Source organism: Actinoplanes sandaracinus, assembly GCF_030009775.1.
GTDB classification, from domain to species: Bacteria; Actinomycetota; Actinomycetes; order Mycobacteriales; family Micromonosporaceae; genus Actinoplanes; species Actinoplanes sandaracinus.
The window spans coordinates 359,822-383,421 of sequence record NZ_JASCTH010000003.1 but is presented as its reverse complement, the minus strand read 5'-3'; the positions used below and the strand labels follow the sequence as shown (position 1 = coordinate 383,421).

The 23,600-nt window shown below is 71.9% G+C and carries 22 protein-coding genes; 13 read left to right on the top strand and 9 right to left on the bottom strand.

Features of this window, described 5'->3' with window-relative positions; all coding sequences use genetic code 11:
- Positions 1 to 180: 180 nt before the first annotated feature.
- Complete coding sequence (locus QLQ12_RS06615; RefSeq protein WP_282757832.1) at positions 181 to 1,212, bottom strand: hypothetical protein; 1,032 nt, start codon at positions 1,210 to 1,212, stop codon at positions 181 to 183.
- A gap of 40 nt (positions 1,213 to 1,252) precedes the next feature.
- Complete coding sequence (locus QLQ12_RS06610; protein WP_282757831.1) at positions 1,253 to 2,140, bottom strand: methyltransferase; 888 nt, start codon at positions 2,138 to 2,140, stop codon at positions 1,253 to 1,255.
- A 479-nt stretch (positions 2,141 to 2,619) separates the two neighbouring features.
- Between QLQ12_RS06610 and QLQ12_RS06605 the strand changes: the two genes are divergently transcribed.
- The 5 genes from QLQ12_RS06605 (at position 2,620) to QLQ12_RS06585 (ending at position 8,369) form a co-directional block, all read left to right on the top strand.
- Positions 2,620 to 3,387, top strand: a complete 768-nt coding sequence (locus QLQ12_RS06605; RefSeq protein WP_407651424.1) for a helix-hairpin-helix domain-containing protein — start codon at positions 2,620 to 2,622, stop codon at positions 3,385 to 3,387.
- A 356-nt stretch (positions 3,388 to 3,743) separates the two neighbouring features.
- Positions 3,744 to 5,906: a ComEC/Rec2 family competence protein gene (locus tag QLQ12_RS06600; protein ID WP_328518262.1), complete on the top strand. Its 2,163-nt coding sequence runs from the start codon at positions 3,744 to 3,746 to the stop codon at positions 5,904 to 5,906.
- Between the two features lie 229 nt (positions 5,907 to 6,135).
- Entirely contained in the window at positions 6,136 to 7,119 is a 984-nt protein-coding gene (gene holA / locus QLQ12_RS06595; protein WP_282757830.1) for a DNA polymerase III subunit delta, read from the top strand.
- Entirely contained in the window at positions 7,116 to 8,093 is a 978-nt protein-coding gene (locus tag QLQ12_RS47005; RefSeq protein WP_407651423.1) for a hypothetical protein, read from the top strand. Before holA ends, QLQ12_RS47005 begins: the two co-directional genes overlap by 4 nt.
- A gap of 39 nt (positions 8,094 to 8,132) precedes the next feature.
- A complete protein-coding gene (locus QLQ12_RS06585; protein WP_282757829.1) occupies positions 8,133 to 8,369 on the top strand; it encodes a hypothetical protein in 237 nt (78 codons plus the stop codon).
- A gap of 15 nt (positions 8,370 to 8,384) precedes the next feature.
- On the opposite strand, the gene rpsT is transcribed toward QLQ12_RS06585, so the two are convergent.
- Positions 8,385 to 8,651 carry a 30S ribosomal protein S20 gene (gene rpsT / locus QLQ12_RS06580; protein WP_282757827.1) on the bottom strand — a complete coding sequence of 89 codons (267 nt, stop codon included), beginning with the start codon at positions 8,649 to 8,651 and terminating at the stop codon, positions 8,385 to 8,387.
- Between the two features lie 160 nt (positions 8,652 to 8,811).
- Entirely contained in the window at positions 8,812 to 9,942 is a 1,131-nt protein-coding gene (locus QLQ12_RS06575; protein ID WP_282757826.1) for a phosphotransferase, read from the bottom strand.
- 53 nt (positions 9,943 to 9,995) lie between these two features.
- On the opposite strand from QLQ12_RS06575, the gene QLQ12_RS06570 reads away from it, so the two are divergent.
- The 4 genes from QLQ12_RS06570 to QLQ12_RS06555 all read left to right on the top strand — a co-directional run bounded on the left by QLQ12_RS06570 (position 9,996) and on the right by QLQ12_RS06555 (position 14,086).
- Complete coding sequence (locus QLQ12_RS06570) at positions 9,996 to 10,529, top strand: DUF4240 domain-containing protein (protein WP_282757825.1); 534 nt, start codon at positions 9,996 to 9,998, stop codon at positions 10,527 to 10,529.
- A gap of 137 nt (positions 10,530 to 10,666) precedes the next feature.
- Positions 10,667 to 11,437: an MOSC domain-containing protein gene (locus QLQ12_RS06565; protein WP_282757824.1), complete on the top strand. Its 771-nt coding sequence runs from the start codon at positions 10,667 to 10,669 to the stop codon at positions 11,435 to 11,437.
- A 403-nt stretch (positions 11,438 to 11,840) separates the two neighbouring features.
- Entirely contained in the window at positions 11,841 to 13,721 is a 1,881-nt protein-coding gene (gene lepA, locus QLQ12_RS06560; protein WP_282757823.1) for a translation elongation factor 4, read from the top strand.
- An 83-nt stretch (positions 13,722 to 13,804) separates the two neighbouring features.
- Positions 13,805 to 14,086: a GlsB/YeaQ/YmgE family stress response membrane protein gene (locus QLQ12_RS06555; protein WP_282757821.1), complete on the top strand. Its 282-nt coding sequence runs from the start codon at positions 13,805 to 13,807 to the stop codon at positions 14,084 to 14,086.
- 103 nt (positions 14,087 to 14,189) lie between these two features.
- Here QLQ12_RS06555 and QLQ12_RS06550 read toward each other — a convergent pair whose 3' ends face one another.
- From QLQ12_RS06550 to QLQ12_RS06540, 3 genes are all read right to left on the bottom strand, one after another.
- Positions 14,190 to 15,827 carry a PAS domain-containing protein gene (locus tag QLQ12_RS06550; protein ID WP_282757819.1) on the bottom strand — a complete coding sequence of 546 codons (1,638 nt, stop codon included), beginning with the start codon at positions 15,825 to 15,827 and terminating at the stop codon, positions 14,190 to 14,192.
- A gap of 114 nt (positions 15,828 to 15,941) precedes the next feature.
- On the bottom strand, positions 15,942 to 16,808 hold the full coding sequence (locus QLQ12_RS06545; protein WP_407651422.1) for a hypothetical protein: 867 nt from the start codon (positions 16,806 to 16,808) through the stop codon (positions 15,942 to 15,944).
- A 101-nt stretch (positions 16,809 to 16,909) separates the two neighbouring features.
- Positions 16,910 to 17,674, bottom strand: a complete 765-nt coding sequence (locus QLQ12_RS06540; RefSeq protein WP_282757818.1) for an enoyl-CoA hydratase-related protein — start codon at positions 17,672 to 17,674, stop codon at positions 16,910 to 16,912.
- A 37-nt stretch (positions 17,675 to 17,711) separates the two neighbouring features.
- Between QLQ12_RS06540 and hemW the strand changes: the two genes are divergently transcribed.
- A complete protein-coding gene (gene hemW / locus QLQ12_RS06535; RefSeq protein ID WP_282757817.1) occupies positions 17,712 to 18,914 on the top strand; it encodes a radical SAM family heme chaperone HemW in 1,203 nt (400 codons plus the stop codon).
- Positions 18,915 to 18,917: 3 nt separating this feature from the next.
- On the opposite strand, the gene QLQ12_RS06530 is transcribed toward hemW, so the two are convergent.
- Positions 18,918 to 19,478 carry a DUF4870 domain-containing protein gene (locus QLQ12_RS06530; RefSeq protein WP_282757815.1) on the bottom strand — a complete coding sequence of 187 codons (561 nt, stop codon included), beginning with the start codon at positions 19,476 to 19,478 and terminating at the stop codon, positions 18,918 to 18,920.
- Positions 19,479 to 19,631: 153 nt separating this feature from the next.
- On the opposite strand from QLQ12_RS06530, the gene hrcA reads away from it, so the two are divergent.
- The 3 genes from hrcA (at position 19,632) to QLQ12_RS06515 (ending at position 22,793) form a co-directional block, all read left to right on the top strand.
- The gene (gene hrcA / locus QLQ12_RS06525) at positions 19,632 to 20,654 is read left to right on the top strand and encodes a heat-inducible transcriptional repressor HrcA (protein ID WP_282757813.1); all 1,023 of its coding nucleotides are present in this window, start codon (positions 19,632 to 19,634) and stop codon (positions 20,652 to 20,654) included.
- 34 nt (positions 20,655 to 20,688) lie between these two features.
- Positions 20,689 to 21,825: a molecular chaperone DnaJ gene (gene dnaJ, locus QLQ12_RS06520; RefSeq protein ID WP_282757812.1), complete on the top strand. Its 1,137-nt coding sequence runs from the start codon at positions 20,689 to 20,691 to the stop codon at positions 21,823 to 21,825.
- A 233-nt stretch (positions 21,826 to 22,058) separates the two neighbouring features.
- Complete coding sequence (locus QLQ12_RS06515) at positions 22,059 to 22,793, top strand: 16S rRNA (uracil(1498)-N(3))-methyltransferase (RefSeq protein ID WP_282757810.1); 735 nt, start codon at positions 22,059 to 22,061, stop codon at positions 22,791 to 22,793.
- A gap of 10 nt (positions 22,794 to 22,803) precedes the next feature.
- Here QLQ12_RS06515 and QLQ12_RS06510 read toward each other — a convergent pair whose 3' ends face one another.
- Entirely contained in the window at positions 22,804 to 23,589 is a 786-nt protein-coding gene (locus QLQ12_RS06510; protein ID WP_282757808.1) for a class I SAM-dependent methyltransferase, read from the bottom strand.
- Between the last annotated feature and the right edge of the window lie 11 nt (positions 23,590 to 23,600).

The following is a 23,600-nucleotide window of genomic DNA, read 5'->3' as shown; positions in this document are numbered from 1 at the left end:
CCCTCGGCACGGGGCCGCCGCCTCACGATCGCGCGGGCGGCGGTGAGGCGGCAGCAGCCCGGTGGTCGCGGGGTGCGCGTGTGGGGCAGCCACCTCGCGCGGACTGCCACGGTTCCCTGCGTGGCCGTACCGGAAAGAAAGAAGCGGGAGCGGATCGCGGCGGCCGCGGCAGCGGGGTCGTCAGGTGGGCCAGGAGTGGGCCAGCCAGCGGGCGGGGGTGTGCGGGGTGGCGGTGAGGTGCGCGGCGAGGGCCGACCAGGGGAGCACCCGGTCGCCGGCCTGCACCTCGTCGGCCTCGGGAAGCAGCGTGGGGGTGTCGTCGGGCCAGAGCGCACGGGTGCGCCAGCCCTCGGTGGGGGAGCCGAGCAGGTGCAGCGGCGCCGACGGCAGAGCCGGGTCCGGGGGCTGCTGGGAGTACTCGTGCACGGCGAGGAGACGCTCCGCCCGCCGGACCGTCTGATGCAGGGGATGCCCGGGCGGCGCCTGATAGGGAACGGTGCAGCCGTCCGGACCGCTGCGGTACGCCATCGGGGTCAGCGGGTGCGGCGACGTGGCGAAAACGCTCTCCGCCTCGGCGAAAAGCGCCGCCAGGTGCCGGCTGTCGTCGGCGGTCACCAGAAGGGTGCCGCGTTCCGGCGCGAACGCCACCGGGGTGCCGCCGACCTGGTCGGTCAGCCGGGTCAGCCACCCCGCCAGGAGCAGGTGCGAGGTCCAGTACGAGTTGCCGTCGTCCACGAAGCGCACCACCACCGGGCCGTTCGCCACCCCATGGAGCACGGCGCCGGTGAGGTTGGCCTGGGCGGTGGCGAAGACCTGGTCGGAACCGGTCTTCCAGGCTGCGGCCTGGGCCCGGGTCACATAGGTCATGGTGTCGGGCTGGTCGACCACGACGAACTCGGACAGGAACGGCAGCACCGGCCGGTGCAACGGCGCGCCCGGAGCGGCGCCACGCAGCACCGGGCGCAGCAGCGGGGCCGCCTCCTCCCAGGAAGCCGGAACCCGCAGCAGCCCGGCGATGAAGTCGTCCAGAGACTTCGTCCTGCTCAGCAGCGGGGCCAGGGGCAGGATGGTGGGTTCACTGTCACCGGGGGCGGTGAACCTGATCTCGAACGGGCGGGAATGGTAACGGGCATCCGGAATGCCGGCGCGGCGCAGACGCCGGATGACTTTTCCGGCGAGCCGGGCGCGGGCGATCCTACGCAACAGGCCCACGGTGTCCTCGGGGATTCTCTTCGGGGATGTCAGGCGGGGTTCATCGCGGCCGGCGCGACAGGATCGCGCGAGCGTCGAGATCATCGTCGGTGACGACGGTGGCCGTCAATCCGTTCCCATCGGCGATCGTCAGAGCCGTCGCGGTCTGTGCCTCGGTGATCTCGGACAGCAGCAGGCCACCGGGAGCCAGCCAGCGCGGGGCCTCGGCGGCCACCGCACGGAAGACCGCGAGACCGTCGTCGCCGCCGTCGAGGGCGGTGCGAGGTTCGTGGTCGCGGGCCTCCGCGGGCAGGAACGGGATGTGCCGGGTGGCCACGTAGGGGACGTTCGCCAGGATCAGGTCGATCCGGCCACGCAGACCGGTGGGCAGGGCCTGGAACAGGTCCCCCTGATGGACCCGGGCCTGGTTCCCTTCGGCCTGGTTCCCTTCGGCCTGGTTCCCTGCGGCCCCGATCGCGGCGGTCCGGGTGGTGCGGACCCGGGCTGCGGCGGCCTCGCTGTCTGCGGTCAGGTTCTCGCGGGCGCAGGTGACCGCGACCGGGTCCAGGTCGGCGGCGTGCAGGGTGATCCCGGGAACGCGGTGGCGGACGGCCAGGCCGAGGGCGCCGGAGCCGCAGCACAGATCGACCACCAGCGCGCCCGGGCCGATCGCGGCGGCTCCCAGGCGCACCAGCAGCTCGCTGCGGACCCGGGGAACGAAGACGCCGGGGCGGAGGCGGACCCGTACGCCACCGAAGTCGGCGTATCCGACGACCTGCTCGACGGGCTCGCCGGCGGCACGCCGGGTGACCATCGCGGCCAGGGCGTCGTCGGAGCCGTCGGCGGCCTCGCCCAGAATGGCCGCCTCCTCTTCGGCGAACACGCATCCCGCGGCGCGGAGCCGGACGATCGCCTCGTCCCGGGCCCCGGTGGAGAGTCCTGCTGTCACGACGCAGTCCTTCGGTTGTCCCTTGAGTTGTCCACAGTGCCGAGTTGTCCACAGGGCCGCGATCGGCGGACCCGGAAGGCTCCTACGGTCGGGCGGTGCGAGAGGCGAAGGATAGCGGTGACGTCGTGGGAGCACGGCTTCGGGCGGTGCTCGACGGGGGAGCGGCCGCCCGTGCGGTTCCCGAGGAGGGGCCCCTGGACTGGGCGGACATCGTTCCGGCCTGGTCGTCGGAGGATGACGATGTCCCCCCTTCAGGCGTCTCCCGTTCCGGGGACGGGCTGGGCGTCTCCCATTCCGGCGGCGCTGTGCAGGTCTCCCGTCCCGGGGATGCGCCAGGGGTCTCTCGTGCCGGGGGCGCGGGGGTGGGCGGCGGCGGTTCGCGTGGGTCTTCGGCCTACCCGTGGGACGCCGTTTCCGGCTCCTGGGACACCCGTTCGGTGGCTGAGCGGCCTGGTTCGGTGACTGAGCCGCTTGGTTCCGTGGCTGAGCGGCCTGGTTCCCTGGTTGAGCCGCCCGGGGAAGGGCTCAGCGGGGTCGGGGCGTTCGGCGGCGGGCGACGGCAGTGGCTGAACGCCTTCGATCCGGGGCGGCCGGGGGTTCGGGCTCTGGCCGCGGTGGCCGCGGTCGTCGTCCTGGTGGCGGGGTTCCTGGCGTGGCGGGCGCAGCCGCGGGTCGACCCGGTCGAACTCGGGCAGGGCGGTGCGGTGGCGGCTTCCGGGCCCGCCCGCGGCTCCGGTTCCGGTTCCGGTTCCGGTTCCGGTTCCGGCTCTACCGTGGGGCCGGGCTCCGGCTCGGCCCCGGGGCAGGCTTCGGGTGAGGTCGTGGTCGCGGTCGGCGGGAAGGTGCGGCGGCCCGGGCTGGTGCGGCTCAGCCCCGGCGCGCGGGTCGCCGACGCGCTGACCGCGGCCGGTGGCGCCGAACCCGGGGTCGACGTGGCGATGCTCAACCTCGCCCGGCGGGTCACCGACGGTGAGCTGATCATGGTGGGGGTGACGCCGCCGCCGGGCACGCCGCCCGGGGCCGGGCCGGGAACCGGCGCGCCGGGGACCCCCGGAGCACCGGTCAACCTGAACACGGCGACCCTGGCCCAGTTGGACGGGCTGCCGGGCGTGGGGCCGGTGCTGGCCCAGCGGATCCTGGCCGCGCGAGATGCCCAGGGTGGCTTTCGCGGCGTCAGCGACCTGCGGAAGGTCGACGGGATCGGAGAGTCGCGCTACGAGCAGCTCAAAGACCTGGTGACGGTCTGATGGACCGGGTTCCGGACCTCCGGCTGGCGGGGTTCACGGTCGGGCTCTGGCTGACCGCCCTCGCCGCGCTCCACCTCCCCGCGGCGTGGGGGCTCACGGTCGGTCTGGCCGGTCTGGCCGTCGCGGGAGGCCTTCTCGCGGTCACGCACGGCTCTGCAGCGCAGGCAAGCGGCTCTTCCCCGGTGGCGCGTGGATCTGCCGCTGCCGGTCTTTCCGCGCTTGTCCCCGGCGCCTCCGTGCCCGGGTCACGCCGGGCGGGTTCGGCCGGATCCGTGCCCGGGTCACGCCGGGCGGGCTCCGCCGGATCCGGGGCCGTCGGGTCGCCGGTCACGGGTGGCCGTTGGTGGGCCGGGGCGATGCGGTGGGTCGGGGTCGCCGTGGCGCTCGGGGTGGGGTGCGGAGCGATCGCCACGGCGGCCCGCGTTTCGGTGCGGGAGGCTCCGGCGCTGACCGCGCTCGTCGAGGCCGCGGAGACGGTCCGGGTCGAGGCGGTGGTGCGCGACGACCCCCGGCCGCTGGCCAGGACGTCCGGGCCGCCGACCTACCTGGTCGCCGTCGATCTGGAGTCGGTGACCGCCGAGGGCGCCGCCCCGATCCGGCTCTCCGCGCGGGCCCTGGTGCTGGGCGCGGACCAGGGCTGGCGCGGGCTGCTCCCCGGCCAGCGGGTCACCGCGGCCGGACGGCTCATGCCGCCGAGGCCCGGTGACCTGCGGGCCGCGGTCGTCTCCGCGCGAACCCCGCCGGTTCTGGACGGCCGGTCGTCGTGGGCCCAGCGTGGGGCGGCCGTGCTGCGGGCCGGCCTTCAGCGGGCATGCGAGCCGTTGCCGGATGACTCCGGCGGGCTGCTGCCGGGGCTGGTGGTCGGCGACACCAGCCGGCTCGACCCGGCCCTGGAGGAGGATTTCCGCACCACCGGCATGACTCATTTGACCGCCGTTTCCGGCACTAATGTGGCAATCGTCCTCGGGGTCGTGCTCTTCGTGGTCCGGCGGGCGCGGGCCGGGCCGGTGCTCTGCGCCGTGCTGTGCGCGATCGCCCTGGCCGGCTTCGTCATCCTGGCCCGGCCGTCGCCGAGCGTGATCCGGGCAGCGGCGATGGGAGCCATCGGACTGCTGGGACTGGCCGCCGGACGCGCCAGGGCCGCGGTGCCGGCCCTGGCGGCGGGAGCGGCGGTCCTGCTGATCGCCGACCCGGAACTCGCGGCCGATCCCGGGTTCGCCCTGTCGGTGATGGCCACGGCGGGCCTCCTGCTGATCGCCCCGGTCTGGCGCGACGGGCTGCGCCGCCGGGGCTGCCCGGCCGGAGTGGCCGAGGCGCTGGCCGTGCCGGCGGCGGCTCAGGTCGCCTGCGGGCCGGTGATCGCCGCGATCTCCGGGACGGTCAGCCTCGTCGCGGTGCCGGCCAACCTGGTGGCGGTGCCGGCGATCGCCCCGGCCACGTTGCTCGGCGTCGGGGCGGCCGTGCTGTCACCGGTGTGGCCGGCGGCCGCTGAGTTCGCCGCCTGGGCCGGTCACTGGCCCACCGCTTGGCTGGTGCTGGTGGCGCGCATCGGGGCCCGGGTGCCGGCGGGGGCGCTGCCGTGGCCCGGCGGCGCGGCGGGTGGGCTGTTGCTTGCCGGGCTGACGGTCGCCTTCCTGGTCGCGGCGCGGCGAGCGATCGTACGACGATTGGCGGCCGTGGTGGCCCTCGGCGCGATCCTGGGCGCCCTGCCGGTGCGGCTGCTCGCGTCCGGGTGGCCGCCACCGGGCTGGCTGGTGGTGGCGTGCGCGGTCGGCCAGGGTGACGCCGTGGTGCTGGCGGCCGGATCCGGGCGGGCCGTGGTGGTCGACGCCGGGCCGGAGCCGAACGCGGTCGACCACTGCCTGCGCCGGCTCGGTGTCCGGCAGGTCACGGTCCTGGTGGTCAGCCACTTCCACGCCGACCACATCGGCGGGGTCGCCGGAGTGTTCCGGGGTCGTGAGGTGGGCGCGGTGATCGGGCCCGAGTGGCCGGAGCCGGCGGCCGGGCGGGCGGCGGTGGAGCAGGCCGCCGCGGCGGCCGGGATCGCCCCGCGGGCGGCCGGGCCGGGCTGGGCGTACGCGGTGGGTGGGCTGAATCTGGAGGTGATCGGCCCGATCACGCCGATGCGCGGCACCAACTCGGATCCGAACAACAACTCGCTGATCCTGCGTGCCGCGACCGAGGGGCGGTCGGTGCTGCTGCTCGGGGACGCGGAGACCGAGGAGCAGGAGGATCTCGTCACCGGGCTCGGGCCGGCGGCGCTGCGGGCGGACGTGCTGAAGGTGGCGCACCACGGGAGCGCCCTTCAGGCGACGTCGCTGCTGGACGCGGTGGACCCGGCGGTGGCTCTGGTGTCGGTCGGCCGGGACAACGACTACGGGCACCCGAACCCGGTGCTGCTCGGGCGGATCGCTCAGGGCGGCACGCGGATTTTGCGCACCGACGAGTCGGGTGATGTGGCGGTGGTGGTGTCCGGCGGCGGGCTGGCGGTCGCCGCGCGGGGTGAGCCGCCGGGGTAGGACCACGCGACACGCCCGGGAGTGATCGGCCTCGCGGGATTTTAACCGACTATGGGCCTCAATAAAGGGCGAATCACTCGAAACGGTCAGATGAAGCATCGGGCCTGAGTAAGCGACTGTACGGCGGCCACGGAATCTTGCACTGCCGATATGTCTGGTTTCGCATTCCCTGGCCCGCGATCTGCGCTAACGAGTGAGGCTCACGGAACTGTCGGTCCCCCGTGCGACGATGTTGCACGTGAATGCCGCGCCACCCCCCTCGTTGCTGCTCGTCCAAGGCGATGAGGAACTACTCGCCGCCCGTGCCGTTGCCGAGGCGGTCGAGTCGGCGCGGGCCGCCGACCCGGGCGCCGACGTCCGGGAATACGAGGCGGCGTCGCTCATGGCCGGCGAGGTCGCCGAGATGCTCAGCCCCTCGCTGTTCGGTGGCCGCCGGGTGCTGGTCATCCGCGCCGGTCAGGACGCGCGCAAGGACCTCAGCACCGCCCTGCTGGCCTATGCGAAGAACCCCGACCCCGACGTCACCCTGATCGTGACCCACGTCGGCGGGGCCAAGGGCAAGGCGTTCGCCGACGGGTTGCGCGCCGCCGGCGCCACCGTCGTGCCGGTGATGAAGCTGAAGAAGGACGCCGAGCGGATCGCGTTCGTCCGCAACGAGTTCCGCGGCCACGGCATCCGGTGTGACGACTCCGCCGCCGCCGCGCTGCTCCAGGCGGTCGGCACCGACCTGCGCGAGATCGCCGCGGCCTGCTCCCAGCTTCTGGCCGACACCGACGGCAGGATCACCGAGACCGTGGTCGCGCGCTACTACAAGGGCCGCGCCGAGGTCACCGGCTTCGCGGTGGCCGACGCCGCCATGGTCGGCGACCTGCCGGGCGCGCTGGAGGCTTTGCGCTGGGCCCTGCACGTCGGGGTCGACCCGGTGCCGATCGCCGACGCGCTCGCCGACGGTGTGCGCACCGTGGCGCGGGTCGCCTCGGCCGGGCGCGGCAACCCCTACCAGCTCGCGAGCACGCTCGGCATGCCCGCCTGGAAGATCGAGAAAGCCCAGGTCCGCAGCCGCGGCTGGACGCCGGAGGGCCTGGTCGACGCCATGCGTGCGGCCGCCGACTGCAACGCCGCTGTCAAGGGCGGCGCCGAGGACCGGGGTTTCGCGCTGGAACAGACCGTCTTCGCGATCGCGGCAGCCCGCCGGGACGGAGGCGCCCGATGACCCGGACGGTCCGAGCCCGCCGCGCCGAGCGGGCCAACCAGCCGCTCTACGCGCGGGCGCTGCGCCTGCGCCACCTCGCGCCGAGCGGTCTGCTCTGCTTCGTCTTCCTCGAGGGGACGGTGGTCCTCGGCGTCCTGCTCGCCCTCGCCGAGTTGGTCAGCTGGTGGGGCGTGATCGTGTTGCCGGTGACTGTCGCGCTGATGGTGAAGTTCAACGACCTCGTGGCCGGGGCGCTCACCCCGCGTCCGGCCGTCGCCGAGACCACGTCGGCCCGGGCGGCCGTGCTGCGACCGGCCACCATGCAGGGTTATGGGCAGGTCGCCCCCGACTCCGGGTTCGCGCCGTCCGTCCCGTCCGGAGCGCCGGCCACTGATCCCGCCGGTTACGGCGAGGTCACGTTCCCGGCCGGCAGCGCGGGCTCGGAGTGGGCTCGTTCCGGCCGTGCCGAGGGCGCCGGGGCGGATCCGCAGAGCTCCCAGCGGGCCGGGCTCCGTGTCGCCGTCTCACGCTCGGCCGCATGGAGCAACGGATCCACGATGCCCGTCCGGCCCGCGACGTCGTCTTCGTCTCACCGTGCCGGTGATGTCGGTCCGGCGGTCGCGCCCATGGCCGAGCAGGCCGGCGGTTATGCGGTGGCCGGCTCCCCCTTAGCCGAGAGGACCGGTGGCTATGCGCCGATCGTCTCGCAGGAGCCGTCAGCTGTGGGGTATGGGCCCGACGACATGGCGGGAGCGCCGGCCGTCGGCTACCCGGGCTCGTACAGCCGCGGCTTCTCCGGAAACGAGTATTCGCAGGTCACCAGAAACCCCTACGGCGGCGAGCAGGCCGGCGGCGTGCCTGACTCCGGCGACTTCCAGGCGCGTTCCGGCGAGGAGCCGCGGGGAAACAGCACGTCGACCCGGCGCCCCTGGGCCGACCAACTGGACGTGCGACAGCAGATGGCGCGCCAGGCCGCGTCCCGCCGCTACGAGTAACCACGGCTTCTCGCCGATCAGGACCGTTGCGGAGTGCCCGTGACGGTCCTCTCCGTTGCCCCCACCTGCCGGATCCGGGGCACGTCGCTGGACTTCCACGCCCCGGGGGTCACGCCGGGCGCTTTGTCTTCGTCGAGCGTGGACGACCGCTGGCACCGAAACGAAACCGGGCACCGCTACGAACCCGAAGGTCCTGCGGTGCCCGGGTTTGTCCAAGCCGACCCGCCTCAAGGACGGGTGCGGGTCATCGGCCGCATCCATGCGGCCATGACCTGATCCGGAACGAGCGGATCAGGCGGACAGCGCGGCGATCTTCTTGGCGATGGCCGACTTGCGGTTGGCCGCCTGGTTCTTGTGAATGACGCCCTTGCTGACAGCCTTGTCCAGCTGGCGCGAAGCGGCACGCAGCAGCGCGGTGGCCGACTCGGTGTTGCCCGAGTCACTCGCCTCGTGCAGCTTGCGGATCACGGTCTTCAGCGAAGACTTGACCGACTTGTTGCGCAGACGGGCCTTCTCGTTCTGCCGGTTGCGCTTGATCTGGGACTTGATGTTCGCCACGCGACAGCCTTGTCCTGACTAGTTCGGAAAATGGTCTCAACGAATGGTCATCACGCGGCCGTCTCAACCGGCGAGGCCGGTGCATGAAACAAACAGCGTGTCACCACACGCGATGGACCAGATTACCAGCACCCCTCCGAGCCGCCAAAACCGCTCCGGCTCAGCGCCACCAGGCACGCTTGCGAGGGGCCTCCCCGCCCGTGTTCCAGCCCCGGCGTTCGGCCAGCCAGGCGAGCGCCTGCTCGCCGCTGAACCGTTGGTGCTGGCGGCTGTGCGGGGACGCGCTGCTCGGCCCGTCACCGGCCCGGACCAGCCAGTACCCGGAGAGGGCGGCCAGCGCCCCGTCCACCCCGTCGTCCGGGGCGCCCCAGGCGCGCAGCACGGTGTCGGTGTCGAGGCCGCTGGCGTACGCGCTGACCAGCAACGTGACGGTGTCGAACCAGGGCGCGCCGAGGCACGGCCAGGTCCAGTCGCAGAGCCAGGCCCGGCCGTTCCGGTCCATCAGCACGTTGTCCACCCGCAGGTCGCCGTGCGACATCGTGTCCCCGGCCACCGACTCGGGCAGGGCACGCTCCAGTTTGGCCAGCTCCGCGAGCCGTTGCGGGGCGATCGTCCCGCGGGCGGGCTCCGGCATCGGTTCGCGGCGCTTGGCGATCAGGGACCACCAGGACATCTCGTCGCGCACGATCTCGGAAAGGGTGGGCAGGCCGATCTCCAGCAACCGCGGCGACGGGTGAGCCAGCGCGGTCGCCGCGGACGACCAGGTGCGCAGGGTCGCGTCCAGGTCGGCCTGCGACCAGGGAAGCGCCGGGACGCGGCCGTCGATCGCGTCCAGGCACAGCACGAACCAGCCGGATTCGGTCATCGTCCAGAGCGGGCGGGCGGCGGTCACCTCCGGCGGGAGGGCTTCGGTGATGGCGGCCTCCCGGGCGTACCACTGGGAGACCGGATCGTTCAGCGGCGCCGCCTTGACGAACACCCTGTTCCCGCTGTCGCTCGCAGGTCTGGCCGCTTCCCGGCCGGTTGCTCCCCGGCCCGCGGTCGCCGGGCCGGCCGTTCTCGGGTGGGTCGTTCTCGGGGCGGGTGCGTCCGGAGCCGGCGTCTCTGGAGCCGCCGTCTCGAGCACGGCGGCGAACGCCCGGGTGAATCCGCCCCCCGCGCTGCGGGCGGCGGTGACCGGTGAGCCGAGACGCTCGTTGATCGCTTGGCGCACGCTCTCCGGCAGATCGGACCAATCCGGCCGTACGGCGGTGGCGTCGTACGGAATGTCGGGCAGAGTGATCGGCCGCATGACTCCATCCTGCCGCCCGCGAGAATGTCGTACCCGACTGGCAGGATTCAGGCATGCGAACCGACGATTTCTGGGCGGTCATCGACCGCGCCACCGCCGAGCGGCCGGCCTCGCCCGCCGCGGTGGCCGAGCGCGCCGTCGCCGAGTTGGCCACGCGCGATGCGGAAGACATCGTCGCGTGGGGCCGTCACCTCGACAAGGTGATGGCGGCTTCCGGGACGGAAGACCTCTGGGCCGCGGCCTATCTGATCAACAGCGGTGCCGACGAGGCGGGTTTCGACGCCTTCCGGGGCTGGCTGATCGCCCATGGCCGGAAAGCCGTGGCCGCCGCGGTGGGTTCGCCCGACGTGCTGGCCAACGTGGCGGTGATCAAGGGTGCGGCCGACACCGGTGCGGTCTTCGAGGCCGAGGAGGTGCTCGGCATCGCGGCCCGGGCCTACGAGCAGGCCACCGGCACGCCATTGCCGACCGGCGAGCGGCCACGCACCCGTCCCGAGGTCGCCGACCTGTGGGATTTCGACAACGAGGACGAGATGCGCCGCCGCCTGCCACGGCTGTCAGCGCTGTTCCTGGAGCCACCTGACTGACCCTCGGCTGAGCTGCTCGCGGTGACCGATCGAGTCGCCGGCCGCTCCAACCGATGAGCTGGACGCCGGTCCATGCTGCCCGTCACGGAGTGGATACGGGGTCGAGGAAGTGGCAGCGGGTGGGCAGACTCGGCCGCATGAGTGCTGAGCGTGGAACAGTCGTCGCCGTCAGCCGCAGCGACGTCTACACCTTCACCAAGCCGAACCGGGACGAGATCGTGCTGGTCGCGGGCCTCGGGGTCGAGGGGGATGCGCATGCCGGCGTGAACGTCCGGCATCGCAGCCGAGTGGCCGCGGACCCGTCCCAGCCCAATCTCCGGCAGGTTCACCTGATTCACGCCGAACTGTTCGGGGAAGTCGGGGGGAAGGGCTACGACGTGCCGGCCGGTGGCCTCGGCGAGAACCTCACGACGAACGGGATCGACCTTCTCGGGTTGCCACGCGGCACGATCCTGCGGTTCGGCCCGCGGCCCGGCGCCACCCCGGCCCCGAACGGCGCCACCCTAGCCGACAGACCCGGTCTCGCGGCTGCGGATGGGGCTGCCCTGGGCGAGGCCGGGCCGGTGGCCGCGGTGCTCGCTGCTGCCGCGGCGGCGACGCTGGACGAGGAGACAGCGCGGGCCGCGGCGGCGGTGGCGGCCGCCGTCGAGCGGGACGCGGCCGTGGCCGGCACGGCGGAGGATCTTCGGCCGGCGGTGGTGGTCGCCGGGCTTCGTAACCCGTGTGCGCAGATCAACGGCTTCCGGCAGGGCCTTCTCAAGGAGGTCCTGGGTCGTGACGGTGACGGAAACCTAGTGCGCAAGGCCGGGGTGATGGGTGTGGTGCTGCGCGGCGGCGCCGTCCGCCCGGGTGATGCGGTCACCGTGGAACTGCCGCCCGGCCCGCACGGGCCGCTGGAGCGGGTGTGATCGACCCGTACCGGCGGTTCTGGGCTGGTGGTCCGGTTGTCGCGGGCTTCCGCGAGGAGCCGCTGCGGGCGACCGAACGGGTGTGATCGGAGCTGCCCTCGCGGACGTGGGACGATAGAGGACGCCGGCCCGGTGCCGGCGTCACCCAGCAGCCCGACCGGGTCCGCTGAGCGAAACCGCCCGCAGGGGCGGCGGAGCGGAGCAACCCGGGCCGGGACGAGCCGCGCCAAGCTGGTCAACCAGCGGCGGAGCGGATTGTTCCGGCAGGAACGAGCCGCGCCGAGCCGGTCCGACCGGCGGTGGAGCGGTGCCGGCCCGAGTGTGGGCCGGCGGCGAGGCCGGTCCATCGGACTGCTGGCGAGGCTCCACCCGCGATAGACCAGCCCGAGAAGAACGGAAGACCGTGCCTGGACCGCTCGACCCCGGCGTGAACGTGATCGGATCGACCGATCCCAGCCGCATCCGCAACTTCTGCATCATCGCCCACATCGACCACGGCAAGTCGACGCTGGCCGACCGGATGCTGCAGATCACCGGGGTGGTCGACCCGCGCCAGATGCGCGCGCAGTACCTCGACCGGATGGACATCGAACGCGAGCGCGGCATCACCATCAAGTCGCAGGCCGTGCGGATGCCCTGGACGGTCCGTGAGGGCGACCGGAAGGGTGAGACCGCCGTCCTCAACATGATCGACACCCCGGGGCACGTCGACTTCACCTATGAGGTCTCCCGGAGCCTCGCCGCCTGTGAGGGCGCGATCCTCCTGGTGGACGCCGCCCAGGGCATCGAGGCGCAGACCCTCGCCAACCTGTACCTGGCGATGGAGAACGACCTCCGCATCATCCCGGTGCTCAACAAGATCGACCTGCCGGCGGCCCAGCCCGAGAAGTACGGCGAGGAACTCGCCAAGCTGATCGGCTGCGACCCGTCCGACGTGCTGCGCGTGTCGGGCAAGACCGGCGTCGGCGTCGATCACCTGCTCGACGTGGTCGTCCGGGAGCTTCAGCCGCCGGTCGGTGACGCGACCGCCCCGGCCCGGGCGATGATCTTCGACTCGGTGTACGACGTGTATCGCGGCGTCGTCACCTACGTCCGGGTCATCGACGGCCGGATCGAGGCGCGCGACAAGATCAAGATGATGTCCAACGGCACCGTGCACGAGCTGCTCGAGATCGGTGTCGTCTCGCCCGAGATGGAGAAGGCGAGCGCGCTCGGCGTCGGCGAGGTCGGCTACCTGATCACCGGTGTGAAGGACGTGCGGCAGTCCCGTGTCGGTGACACCGTCACCCGGAGCCTCCGGCCGGCCACCGAGCCGCTCGGTGGCTACAAGGACCCGAAGCCGATGGTCTACTCGGGTCTCTACCCGATCGACGGCTCGGACTACCCGGCGCTGCGCGACGCTCTCGACAAGCTTCAGTTGAACGACGCCGCGCTGACCTACGAGCCGGAGACGTCGGCGGCTCTGGGTTTCGGGTTCCGCGTCGGCTACCTGGGCCTGCTGCACCTGGAGATCATCGGGGAGCGGCTGGAGCGGGAGTTCGGCCTCGACCTGATCTCGACCGCGCCGAACGTGGTCTACCGGGTCCTCACCGAGGACGCGAACGAGTCGGTGGTCACGAACCCGAGCGAGTTCCCGTCCGGCAAGATCGCGGAGATCCACGAGCCCGTGGTGAGGGCCACGGTCCTGGTGCCGAACGAGTATGTGGGCGCCGTCATGGAGCTGTGCCAGAGCCGCCGCGGCAACCTCCTCGGCATGGAGTACATCTCCACCGAACGGGTGGAACTGCGCTACACCCTCCCGCTCGCCGAGATCATCTTCGACTTCTTCGACCAGCTGAAGAGCAAGACCAAGGGTTACGCGTCACTCGACTACGAGCCCTCCGGTGAGCAGGTCGCCGACCTGGTGAAGGTCGACATCCTGCTGCACGGCGAGCCGGTGGACGCGTTCAGCGCGATCGTGCACAAGGACAAGGCGTACACCTATGGCACGTCGATCGCCGCCAAGCTGCAGAAACTGATCCCGCGGCAGCAGTTCGAGGTGCCGATCCAGGCGGCCATCGGCTCCCGGATCATCGCCCGCGAGACGATCCGGGCGATCCGCAAGGACGTGCTCGCGAAGTGCTACGGCGGTGACATCAGCCGGAAGCGGAAGCTGCTGGAGAAGCAGAAGGAAGGCAAGAAGCGGATGAAGATGGTCGGCCGTGTGGAGGTGCCGCAGGAGGCCTTCATCGCCGCCCTCTCGACCTCCGATAGCACCGACACCAAGGGGACATCCAAAAAATAGGGCGGTTTGATTTCTCGGGGGGTCGGGAACACAGGGGCTCGACGGACGCAACCATCAAGCTCCACCCCCCGAGGAGGGCCCTAATGGAACTCACGCTCACCGGTATCATCGTCGCCCTGATCGTCGGCCTTGTCATCGGCGCTCTCGGCCGGCTTGTCGTACCCGGCAAGCAGAACATCCCGCTGTGGCTGACCATGGTCGTCGGTGTCGTCGCCGCCCTGCTGGGCACCGTCATCGCCCGCGCGGCCGGTGTCGCCAGCACTCCCGGCTTCGACTGGATCGAGTTCTTCTTCCAGGTTGTTCTCGCGGCCATCGGCGTCGCGCTGGTCGCCGGCACCTACGGTCGCCGTCGCCTGACCCGCTGACCCGCGGTTCCACCAAAACGCTGAATGCCGGCCCCGGAAGGGGCCGGCATTTCGCGTTTTCGAAGAAAGCCGGAGCCGGGGTCCGGAAAGTGGGATCAGCGCGTCAGTAGCGAAACTTGTGCTGGGCACTGCGCCGATTCACCCAGGCCGGAAGTTCACCCAGATGTTCGTGGTGCGGTGCCGGTTCCACCGCCTCGCCGCGGTTGCCGACCACCCGGAGGGTCAACACCAGGCCCTGCACGAGGCGGTCCGCCCGCAAGTCCCGGTACACCACCTCGACCAGCATCTGGGTGCCGTCGAGCCGGGGCAGCGCGCAGTAGACCTGGCCGTCGCCCTCGGCGCGCAGCGCTCGTCGTACCGTCTCCTGGTCGTCGGTGTGGACCAGGTCGTCGAAGGCGGTGAGGGGCGGCAGTTCCGGTCCGCCTGTCAGGCGGTGCAGGCCGGGACTGGCGTACCGGATGCGGTGGTCGGCGTCGACCACCGCCATGATCTCGGCGGTGTTCCCGGTGACGGCTCGCAGATAGAGGTCGCTGTCCCGGCGGCCCACCGCCTCGACCAGGGTGATCCGGTCCAGCGCCAGCGCGGTCTCCCCGGCCAGCACTTCGAGCGCGTCACGCCCGGCCACCAGGGCTTCCCGGCGGCCGGCGATGACGAGGGCGCCGCCGCTGGGCCGGGCCACGGCGAGCGGTTCCAGCCGGAGCGGGCAGATCAGGGTGCGTTCGTCCGGGTCGGCGGCGCCGGCCCACCAACTGCGGGACCCGGCGCCGGGAGGGACCGGCGGCAGACCCTCGCGGGACAGCCGCCCGTCGTCGGTGGCGAGGATCACCTGGCGGACCGCGTTCGCCGGCAGGAGCCGGGTGACCGCCGTCCGCACCGCCTCCTCGACCGCGGGCGGGTCGGCGGCGGCGACGAGCGCGGTGTTCGCGGCCCGCAGCGCGCGTTCCCGGGTGAGCGCCTGACTGTTCTGGTGGATGGCGTCGGCGAGCCGCGTGATGGTCAGCAACAGGGTGATCGCGCTGGTCACCGCGATCACGACGCCGTTGCGGACCGGCCCGGAGAGCGCCTCGACGATCAGGACGAGCGGCGGGGTGGCGGCGGAGGCGGCCAGCAGGATGGTGTCACGGAAACGCCACGGCGAGGGCTCTGGTGGGCGTGGCTCGGTGAGGCGCACCATCGACGGGGCGAGGGCGGCGAGCCCCCAGGTCAGATAGAGGACGACGTACCCGGATTCGGCCAGTCGGCTCTCGGTGAGCGGATAGGCGATGTCTCCGGCCAGCATGCCGACGGCGCCGGTCAGCAGCAGGATCGCCGAAACGTTTCGGCGGTCGGCCAGGACGAGTCGCCCGGCGACCCCGATCAGCAGCAGCGCGCCGATGACGTCGGCGGGGGAGACGGTGGGGAACCGGCCGCCGGAACTCACCACGAAGACCCAGACCACGAGCAGCCCGGCGCAGGCGAGCGCGAGCAGATCGATCAGCCGGGCCCGGTCGGGCAGCAGCGCGCCGCCCCGGGTGAACTGCAGCAGGCTCAACGCGACCAGGGGGAACATCACCAGGTAGGCGGTGTCGGCGAGGGCTATCTGGTCCATCTCGTACCAGACGTCGCCGACGGCGAGGGCCGCGATCGAGCCGGCGAGCAGGAGCCAGGGCGCGCGGCGGGCCGGGCGGTGCCGACGCACACCGAGAAGAATGGCGCCGACGCTTCCCGCCCCGAACAGGAGCCACACGATCGCCGTCAGCACGACCTACTTAGTACCAGCACGGTTGCGCAGTGTCCATGTGGATATATACGCAGCGCAACCTGCTGGTTCGCAAGGTGGACAGCACGGGTGGTCGCCGATGATCCCGGAGTGTGGTCAATGGAAGACCTCGGCGATGACCTGCGCCTGGTCACTGCCGCTGCCGTCGGTCACCGGCCGCCATTTTCCCTCGGGGGCGTGCCACTCGAGATCACCGAAACGTACCCGTTCGAGGCCGGTGGCGGAGGCGTGCGAGACCAGCCAGTGCGCGAACCGCCAGCCGACGCTCGGGTCGGCCACCTGGACCGTGAGGCCGGCCGCCTCGGCGCTGCGGGCCTGGCCGCTGAGTTTCTTGCCCCAGTCCAGTTGGAGGCTGCTCAGCAGGGCGGCGGCCGCCGCCGTGCCGCGCACCGCGGGGGTGTCCGGCACGACGCACGCGACAGCGCCGGTGGCCCGGCCGGTCAGCGCGGCGGCCAGCACCTTCGACTCGTCGGCCCACTTCTCGTAGGCCTCCGGGTACGCCGACCGCTGCACCGTCTGGGCCGCGTCGGTCACCCGCATCTCCTGCCAGCCCTCGACCTTCTTGAGGGCGGAGTAGAACCGGCCGGCGGCGTACCGCGGGTCCTGGATCTGCTCGACCGTGCCCCAGCCCTGACTGGGACGCTGCTGGAACAGCCCGACGGAGTCGCGGTCACCGCTGTCCAGGTTCTCCAGCTTGGACTCCTGGAAGGCGGTGGCCAGCGCCACGACGATCGCCTGCTCGGGCATGCCGCGCCGGACGCCGACCGCGGCGATGGTCGCGGCGTTGGCCATCTGGGCGGAGTCGAGGGTCACCTCGCCGTCGGCGCTGACCGTGCACTCCGGGTTGATTCTCGGCAGCGTGAGGTTGCCCGCGAGGTTGTGGACCAACGCGACCACACCGGCCACGCCGATCAGGGTCAGCAGGGTGATCACACCCACGATCGTCCTCGCTCGCACCCACACCACCTCCAACCTGGGGACGCCAAGCCTAGACAACGAGCGCTTGCCGCCCGCGTGACTGTGGCTCCGGGCACCCGACGGGGGCGATCATCAGATCGCCGAGATCATCGGACCCAGCCGGGGTCGCGTTTCTCCCGCGCGGCGGCGACGCCCTCGCGTCCTTCGGCCGACTTGAAGTAGCCGGCCGACCGCTGCGCGAGATCCGCGAGATCGGCACGGATCGTCTCGGCGCGCGTACGCCGCAGAAGTTGTTTCGTCCCGGCGAGCGCGAGCGGACCGCCGCGGATGAGCGAGGCGCAGTAGCGTTCCACCGCGTCGTCCAGGTCCTCGTCCTCGACGGCGGCGGTGACCAGGCCGATCTCGGCCGCCCGGGCCCCGTCGAAGACGTCGCCGGTCAGGTAGAGCTCGGCGGCGGCCCGAGGAGCCAGCCGTGGCAGCACGGTCGAGCTGATCACCGCGGGGATCACCCCCAGCCGCACCTCGGTGAAGGCGAACGTGGCCGAGCGGGTGCAGACGGCGATGTCGGCGGCGCCGATCAGGCCGAGGCCACCGGCCCGGGCGGGCCCGCCGATCCGCGCGACCACCGGCTTGGGGAACTCCCAGAGCGCGGCGAGCACGTCGGCGAGCAACTCGGCGGGGAGCCGGTCGCCGGGGCGGGCGGCGGCGGTCTCCTTGAGGTCGACGCCGGAGCAGAAGACCGGGCCGGCATGTGAGAGGACCACCACACGTGAGTCCTGGTCGGCGCTCGACGCGGCCAGCGCGTCGAGGAATCGCCGGAGCAGGGCGGTGGAGAGAGCGTTGCGATTGTCCGGGTTGTCCAACGTCATGGTGGTCACCCCGGCGGCGGTGACGGTACGGACCAGATCCATGCGCCGAACCTTAACGGCGCCCGTGCACACTTGTCGGATGGCCGGCGCACTTCCTGATGGCGAACCCGTACCCCGTGACGGGTCCCTCCCCGACGAAGCCACCCGTCAGGTGGGCAAGAACGGGTTCGCGGTCTACGTCCACGTCCCGTTCTGCGCCAGCCGCTGCGGGTACTGCGACTTCAACACCTACACGGCGAGCGAGCTGGGCGGCGGCGCGAGCCGCGACGAGTACGCGGAGACCGTCCTGGCCGAGCTCGCCGTGGCCGCCCGGGTGATCGAGCCCGGCCCGGTGGACACCGTGTTCGTCGGCGGCGGCACACCCACCCTGCTCAGCGCCGGCGACCTGGGCCGCGTTCTGGACGGCATCGACCGGACGTGGGGGCTGGCGCCGGGGGCCGAGGTGACCACCGAGGCCAACCCGGAGTCGGTGGGCCCGGCCTATCTGCGGAGTCTCCGGAAAGCCGGCTTCACCCGGATCTCGCTCGGCATGCAGTCGACGGCGCAGAACGTGTTGCGCGTCCTCGACCGCAAGCACACCGCGGGCCGGGCGACGCAGGCCGCGGCCGAGGCCCGCGAAGCCGGGTTCGAGCACGTCAACCTCGATCTGATCTACGGCACGCCGGGCGAGTCGGCGGACGACTTCGCCGGGTCGCTGCGGGCGGTGATCGACGCGGGTGTCGACCATGTGAGCGCCTACGCGCTGATCGTCGAGGACGGCACCAGGATGGCGACCCGCATGCGCCGCGGTGAGCTGCCCTTCCCCTCCGACGACGTCGCCGCGGACCGCTATCTCGCGGCCGAACAGGCGCTGACCGCCGCCGGATTCCAGTGGTACGAGGTCTCCAACTGGGCTCGTGGGGACGACGCTCGATGCCGTCACAACCTGCTGTACTGGACCGGCGCCGACTGGTGGGGCCTCGGCCCCGGCGCGCACAGCCATGTCGGCGGGGTGCGCTGGTGGAACGTCAAACACCCGACGGCGTACGCGAAACGCCTCGCCGCCGGTGAATCACCCGGACACGCCCGCGAGGTGCTGACCGGCGCCGACCGGCACATGGAGGACGTGATGCTCCGCGTGCGGCTGCGCGACGGCATCGCTCTGGACCGGGTCGACGCCGCGGGCGCCGCGCGGGCCCTGGCGGAGGGGCTGCTGGAGCCGCGAGCCTATGAGGACGGGCGGCTCGTGCTCACGCTGCGTGGCCGCCTGCTGGCCGACGCGGTCATCCGTGACGTGCTGTGAGCCTCACTTGACCCAGTTCACGTTGCCCGGGTAGTTGTACGGCTCGCCGTTGAGCGACTTGATGCCCGCGATCAGGCCGAAGATGCTGGCGACGAGCCAGGCCACGGCGACGACCGCCAGGCCGATGAAGAAGCAGAAGATGGTGGCGTACCCGATCACGGCGATGACCATCCAGAGAAGCTGGAAGTTCAGCGCCTTGGCGGCCTCGGCGCGGACCACCGGGGAGACGTTCCCGCGAGCCAGGAAAGCGACGAGAGGGCCGATCCAGCCGACGAACGCGCCGCCGAGGAACGCGCCGGCCGCGCCGCCGAAGTGGGCGACCAGGATCCAGGTCCGGTCCTCGGGGGAGACGGCGTAGCCGCCCGGCCCGCCGTAGCCGGGCGCTCCGTAACCCGGCGCGCTGTAGCCGGGCGGCGGGTATCCACCGGCTCCGGAGGTGGGCGGCGGCGGGTATCCGCCGGGGTGTGATGTGGGCGGGGTGTAGGGCGGGGGTGGCGGATAGCCGCCCGGCGACTTGTACGGCGTGGTCGGATCGTCGTCCGGCGGGCGGGTCGGTTCAGTCATGAATGACACGCTAGGACTCCGGTTCGACCCGGTCGCGGGCGGTGCCACCCCCAAAACCTGAGGCCGGTACGTACTTTCGATCATCGCTTTGCCGCCGCTCGCGACGTAGACTGGCACTCTATTAGCAGGAGTGCCAACAGGGGGAGGGGTCATATGAGTCTGGATGACCGCAAGCTCGAGGTGCTCCGGGCGATAGTCGAGGACTATGTCGAGACCCAGGAGCCGGTCGGCAGCAAGGCCCTGGTCGACCGCCACAAGCTGGGCGTCTCCCCGGCCACCGTGCGCAACGACATGGCGGTGCTCGAGGAGGAGGGCTACATCCGGCAGCCGCACACCAGTGCCGGCCGGGTGCCCACCGACGCGGGCTACCGGCTCTTCGTCGACCGGCTGACCAAGATCAAGCCGTTGAGCCCGGCGGAGCGCCGCGCCATCGAGCGGTTCATGGTCGGCGCCGTCGACCTCGACGACGTGGTGCACCGCACGGTGCGGCTGCTCGCTCAGCTCACCCGCCATGTCGCCGTCGTGCAATATCCCAGTCTCTCCCGCTCCGCCGTGCGCCATCTGGAACTCGTGCCGATCTCCACCACCCGCCTGATGCTCGTGATGATCACTGACACCGGCCGGGTGGAGCAGCGCCTGGTGGAGATGCCCGGCCCGCTGGCCGAGGGTGACGTGTGGGAGCTGCGGCGCCGGGTCAACGAGAAACTCGCTGGTCAGCGGCTCGCCGACACTCCGCCACTCGTGCAGACCCTGGTCGAGGAGTGCGATGCCGGTCGACGTGCGACGATGACCTGTCTGGCCTCGGTGCTTCTGGAGACGCTCGTCGAGCGGAGTGAGGAGCGCCTCGCGCTGGCGGGTACGGCGAACTTGACACGCGGCGGTGTGCTGGACTTCCAGGGCACGCTGCGGCCCGTCCTCGAAGCCCTCGAGGAGGAGGTCATCCTGCTGAAACTCATCGGCGATCTGGAGCCCCGGACCACCCGGGTCCTGATCGGTGACGAGAACCAGATCGACAACCTGCGGTCGGCGTCCGTGGTGAGCAGCGGTTACGGACCGGGTACCACGATCGTTGGGGGGCTCGGCGTGCTGGGCCCCACCCGGATGGACTACCCCGGCACTATCGCTACCGTTCGTGCAGTGGCACGCTACGTTGGCGACCTGTTGGCACAGAATTGACGGATTCGCGCAGACATTGAGGACTCCAAACCCCGTGGCCAAGGACTATTACGGAATTCTCGGTGTGAGCCGGGACGCCACCGACGACGAGATCAAGCGCGCCTACCGGAAACTGGCTCGGCAGTACCACCCGGACATCAACCCGGATCCGGAGGCGCACGACAAGTTCAAAGAGATCAACGCGGCCTACGAGGTTCTGTCCGACGAGCAGAAGCGGCAGATGGTCGACCTGGGCGGTGACCCGCTCGCGCCCGGTGGCGGCATGCCCGGTGGTGCCGGTGGCGCCGGCCCGTTCGTCGGTTTCCAGGACATCATGGACGCGTTCTTCGGCACGGCCGCCGGCGGCGGCTCCCGTGGCCCGCGGCCACGCACGCGCCCCGGCGCCGATGCGATCCTCCGCCTGGAACTCGACCTGGTCGAGACCGCCTTCGGCGTGGAAGCGCCGATCACCGTCGACACCGCGGTGCTCTGCACTCAGTGTTCCGGCGCCGGCACCGCGCCCGGCACCCACCTGGCCACCTGTGAGGTCTGCTCGGGCCGCGGTGAGGTCCAGTCGGTGCAGCGCACCTTCCTCGGCCAGGTGGTCTCCTCCCGGCCCTGCCAGAACTGCCAGGGGCACGGCACGGTCATCCCGACCCCCTGCCCGACCTGCGCCGGTGACGGCCGCATCCGGACCCGCCGTTCGCTCACCGTCAAGATCCCGGCGGGCGTCGAGGACGGCATGCGGATCCGCCTCGCCCAGCAGGGTGAGGTCGGCCCCGGCGGCGGCACCGCCGGCGACCTCTACGTGGAGATCCACGAGCGCCCGCACGACGTCTACTCCCGCAAGGGCGACGACCTGCACTGCCGCGTCACCCTGCCGATGACGGCGGCGGCCCTCGGCACCCGGATGACCATCAAGACCCTCGACGGCGAAGAGAACATCGAGGTCAAACCGGGCACTCAGCCGGGCAGCACGCTGCGCATCCGCGGCAAGGGCGTCCCACACCTGCGTGGCCAGGGCCGCGGCGAGCTCTTCGTGCACCTCGACGTGAAGACGCCGACCAAGCTCACCGCCGACCAGGAGCGCATGCTCCGCGACTTCGCCAAGACCCGCGGCGAGGACGTGGCCGAGCTGAGCAAGCAGGGCGGCTTCTTCAGCCGCATGCGCGACGCCTTCAACGGCCACTAGGTTCGTCCGCGTCACCGTTCCGGTTCCGCGCGGCGGACCGCGTGGAACCGGCACACCAACTTCAAGATCAAAAGCCTGATTTCGTACGATCCAAGCGCTCTGTTGCTCGTTTGAGGTTTTCCTGGCATCCCCGGGAAGGCCGGTGACGGCATAGGCGCCCGTGTCCGGATTCGGTCAGTGCGGCCGCCCCGGTGCGGCGCGAGTGCGCGCGATCGGTTCGGTAGCGTGCGGGCATGTCCGCGCCGCTGTTCCTGGTCGAGAGCCTGCCCTCCGGATCGACGTTCACGCTCGACGGGCCGGAGGGCCATCACGCCGCCACCGTGCAGCGCCTGCGCGTGGGCGAGGCGCTGATCCTCGCCGACGGGCGGGGCGGCACCGCGTTCGGCGAAGTGGCCGCCGTCGGGCGTGGCAGTGTCGACGTCACGGTCACCGGCCGCCGGCAGGAGCCGGTCACCGACCCGCGCCTGGTCGTGGTGCAGGGCATCGCCAAGGGCGATCGTGGCGAGCTGGCCGTGCAAGCGATGACCGAGGTCGGCGTGGACGAGATCGTGCCGTGGGCGGCGTCCCGGTCGGTGGCGCAGTGGCGGGGCGACCGTGGGTTCAAGGCGCGCGACAAGTGGGCGGCGACCGGCCGGGAAGCGGCCAAGCAGGCCCGCCGGCCGTGGCTGCCGGTGGTGGCCGGCGACCCGGACTGCTCGACGAAGCAGGTCGCGGCCCGGCTGGACGAGGCGGCGGCCGCGTTCGTGCTGCACGAGGAGGCCACCGAGCGGCTGACCGCGGTCACGCTGCCGGATGCCGGGGAGATCGTGCTGGTGGTCGGCCCCGAAGGCGGGATCAGCGACCCGGAACTGGACGCGTTCCGGGAGGCGGGCGCCGTGCCGGTGCGCCTGGGACCCGCCGTGCTGCGCACCTCGACCGCCGGTGTGGCCGCCCTCGCCGTACTCTCTGCCCGCCTGAACCGCTGGTGACAGCCGAGGTTCAGACGGGGCGGCGGGCGAGCGCCACGTAGGTGTGGACGGCGAAGTCGATCGTGCCGCCGTGGGCGTCGAGGACCGCGATCGTGTCGTCGAGCACCGTCTCGCGCAGCTCGTCGTCGAGCATCCGGTAGATCGAGATCGAGTTGAGGTGCGCGCGGTACTCGGCCGACGGGTAGGAGCGGGCCGAGCGATAACTCAGCGTGCGCAGGTCGGTGAACAGGTCCTCGATGCCGGTGAGTTCCGGCCACTGTTCGGCGAACGGGACAGGTTCGGCCGGGAGGTCGTCGGGGCGCATGGAGTGCGGGGTGTGATTGCCGACCAGGCCGTGCCGGGCGTCGACCTCGGCCAGGGCGGTGTACAGCGTCTGGTCAGGGAGCAGGAAGACGTTCCAGAACGGGGCGAGCAGGCCCCCGGGCGCGAGGGCGGCGAACGCCAGTTCGTGCCGGCGGGCCGCGTCGACCCAGTGCCAGGCCTGGGCGCTGACGAGCAGGCCGTGACCCCGGCCGGGCGTCCAGTCCTCGAACGTCGACTCGATCACCGGGACGCCGGGAACCGTGCGGCGCAGGACGGCGGCCATCCGTGGGTCCGGTTCCAGGCAGGTCAGGTCGATGTCGTGGGCGGCGAACAGCGCCGTCGCCTTGCCGGTGCCCGCACCCACCTCCAGCACCGGGCCGGGACCGGCCAGCGACAGGATGTCGGTCACCAACTCGGCCGGGTAGCCGGGCCGGATCCGGTCGTACTCCTCGGCCAGTTCCCCGAAGATCTGTGCACGTTCGCGCGTAGTCATGGCCGTCAACC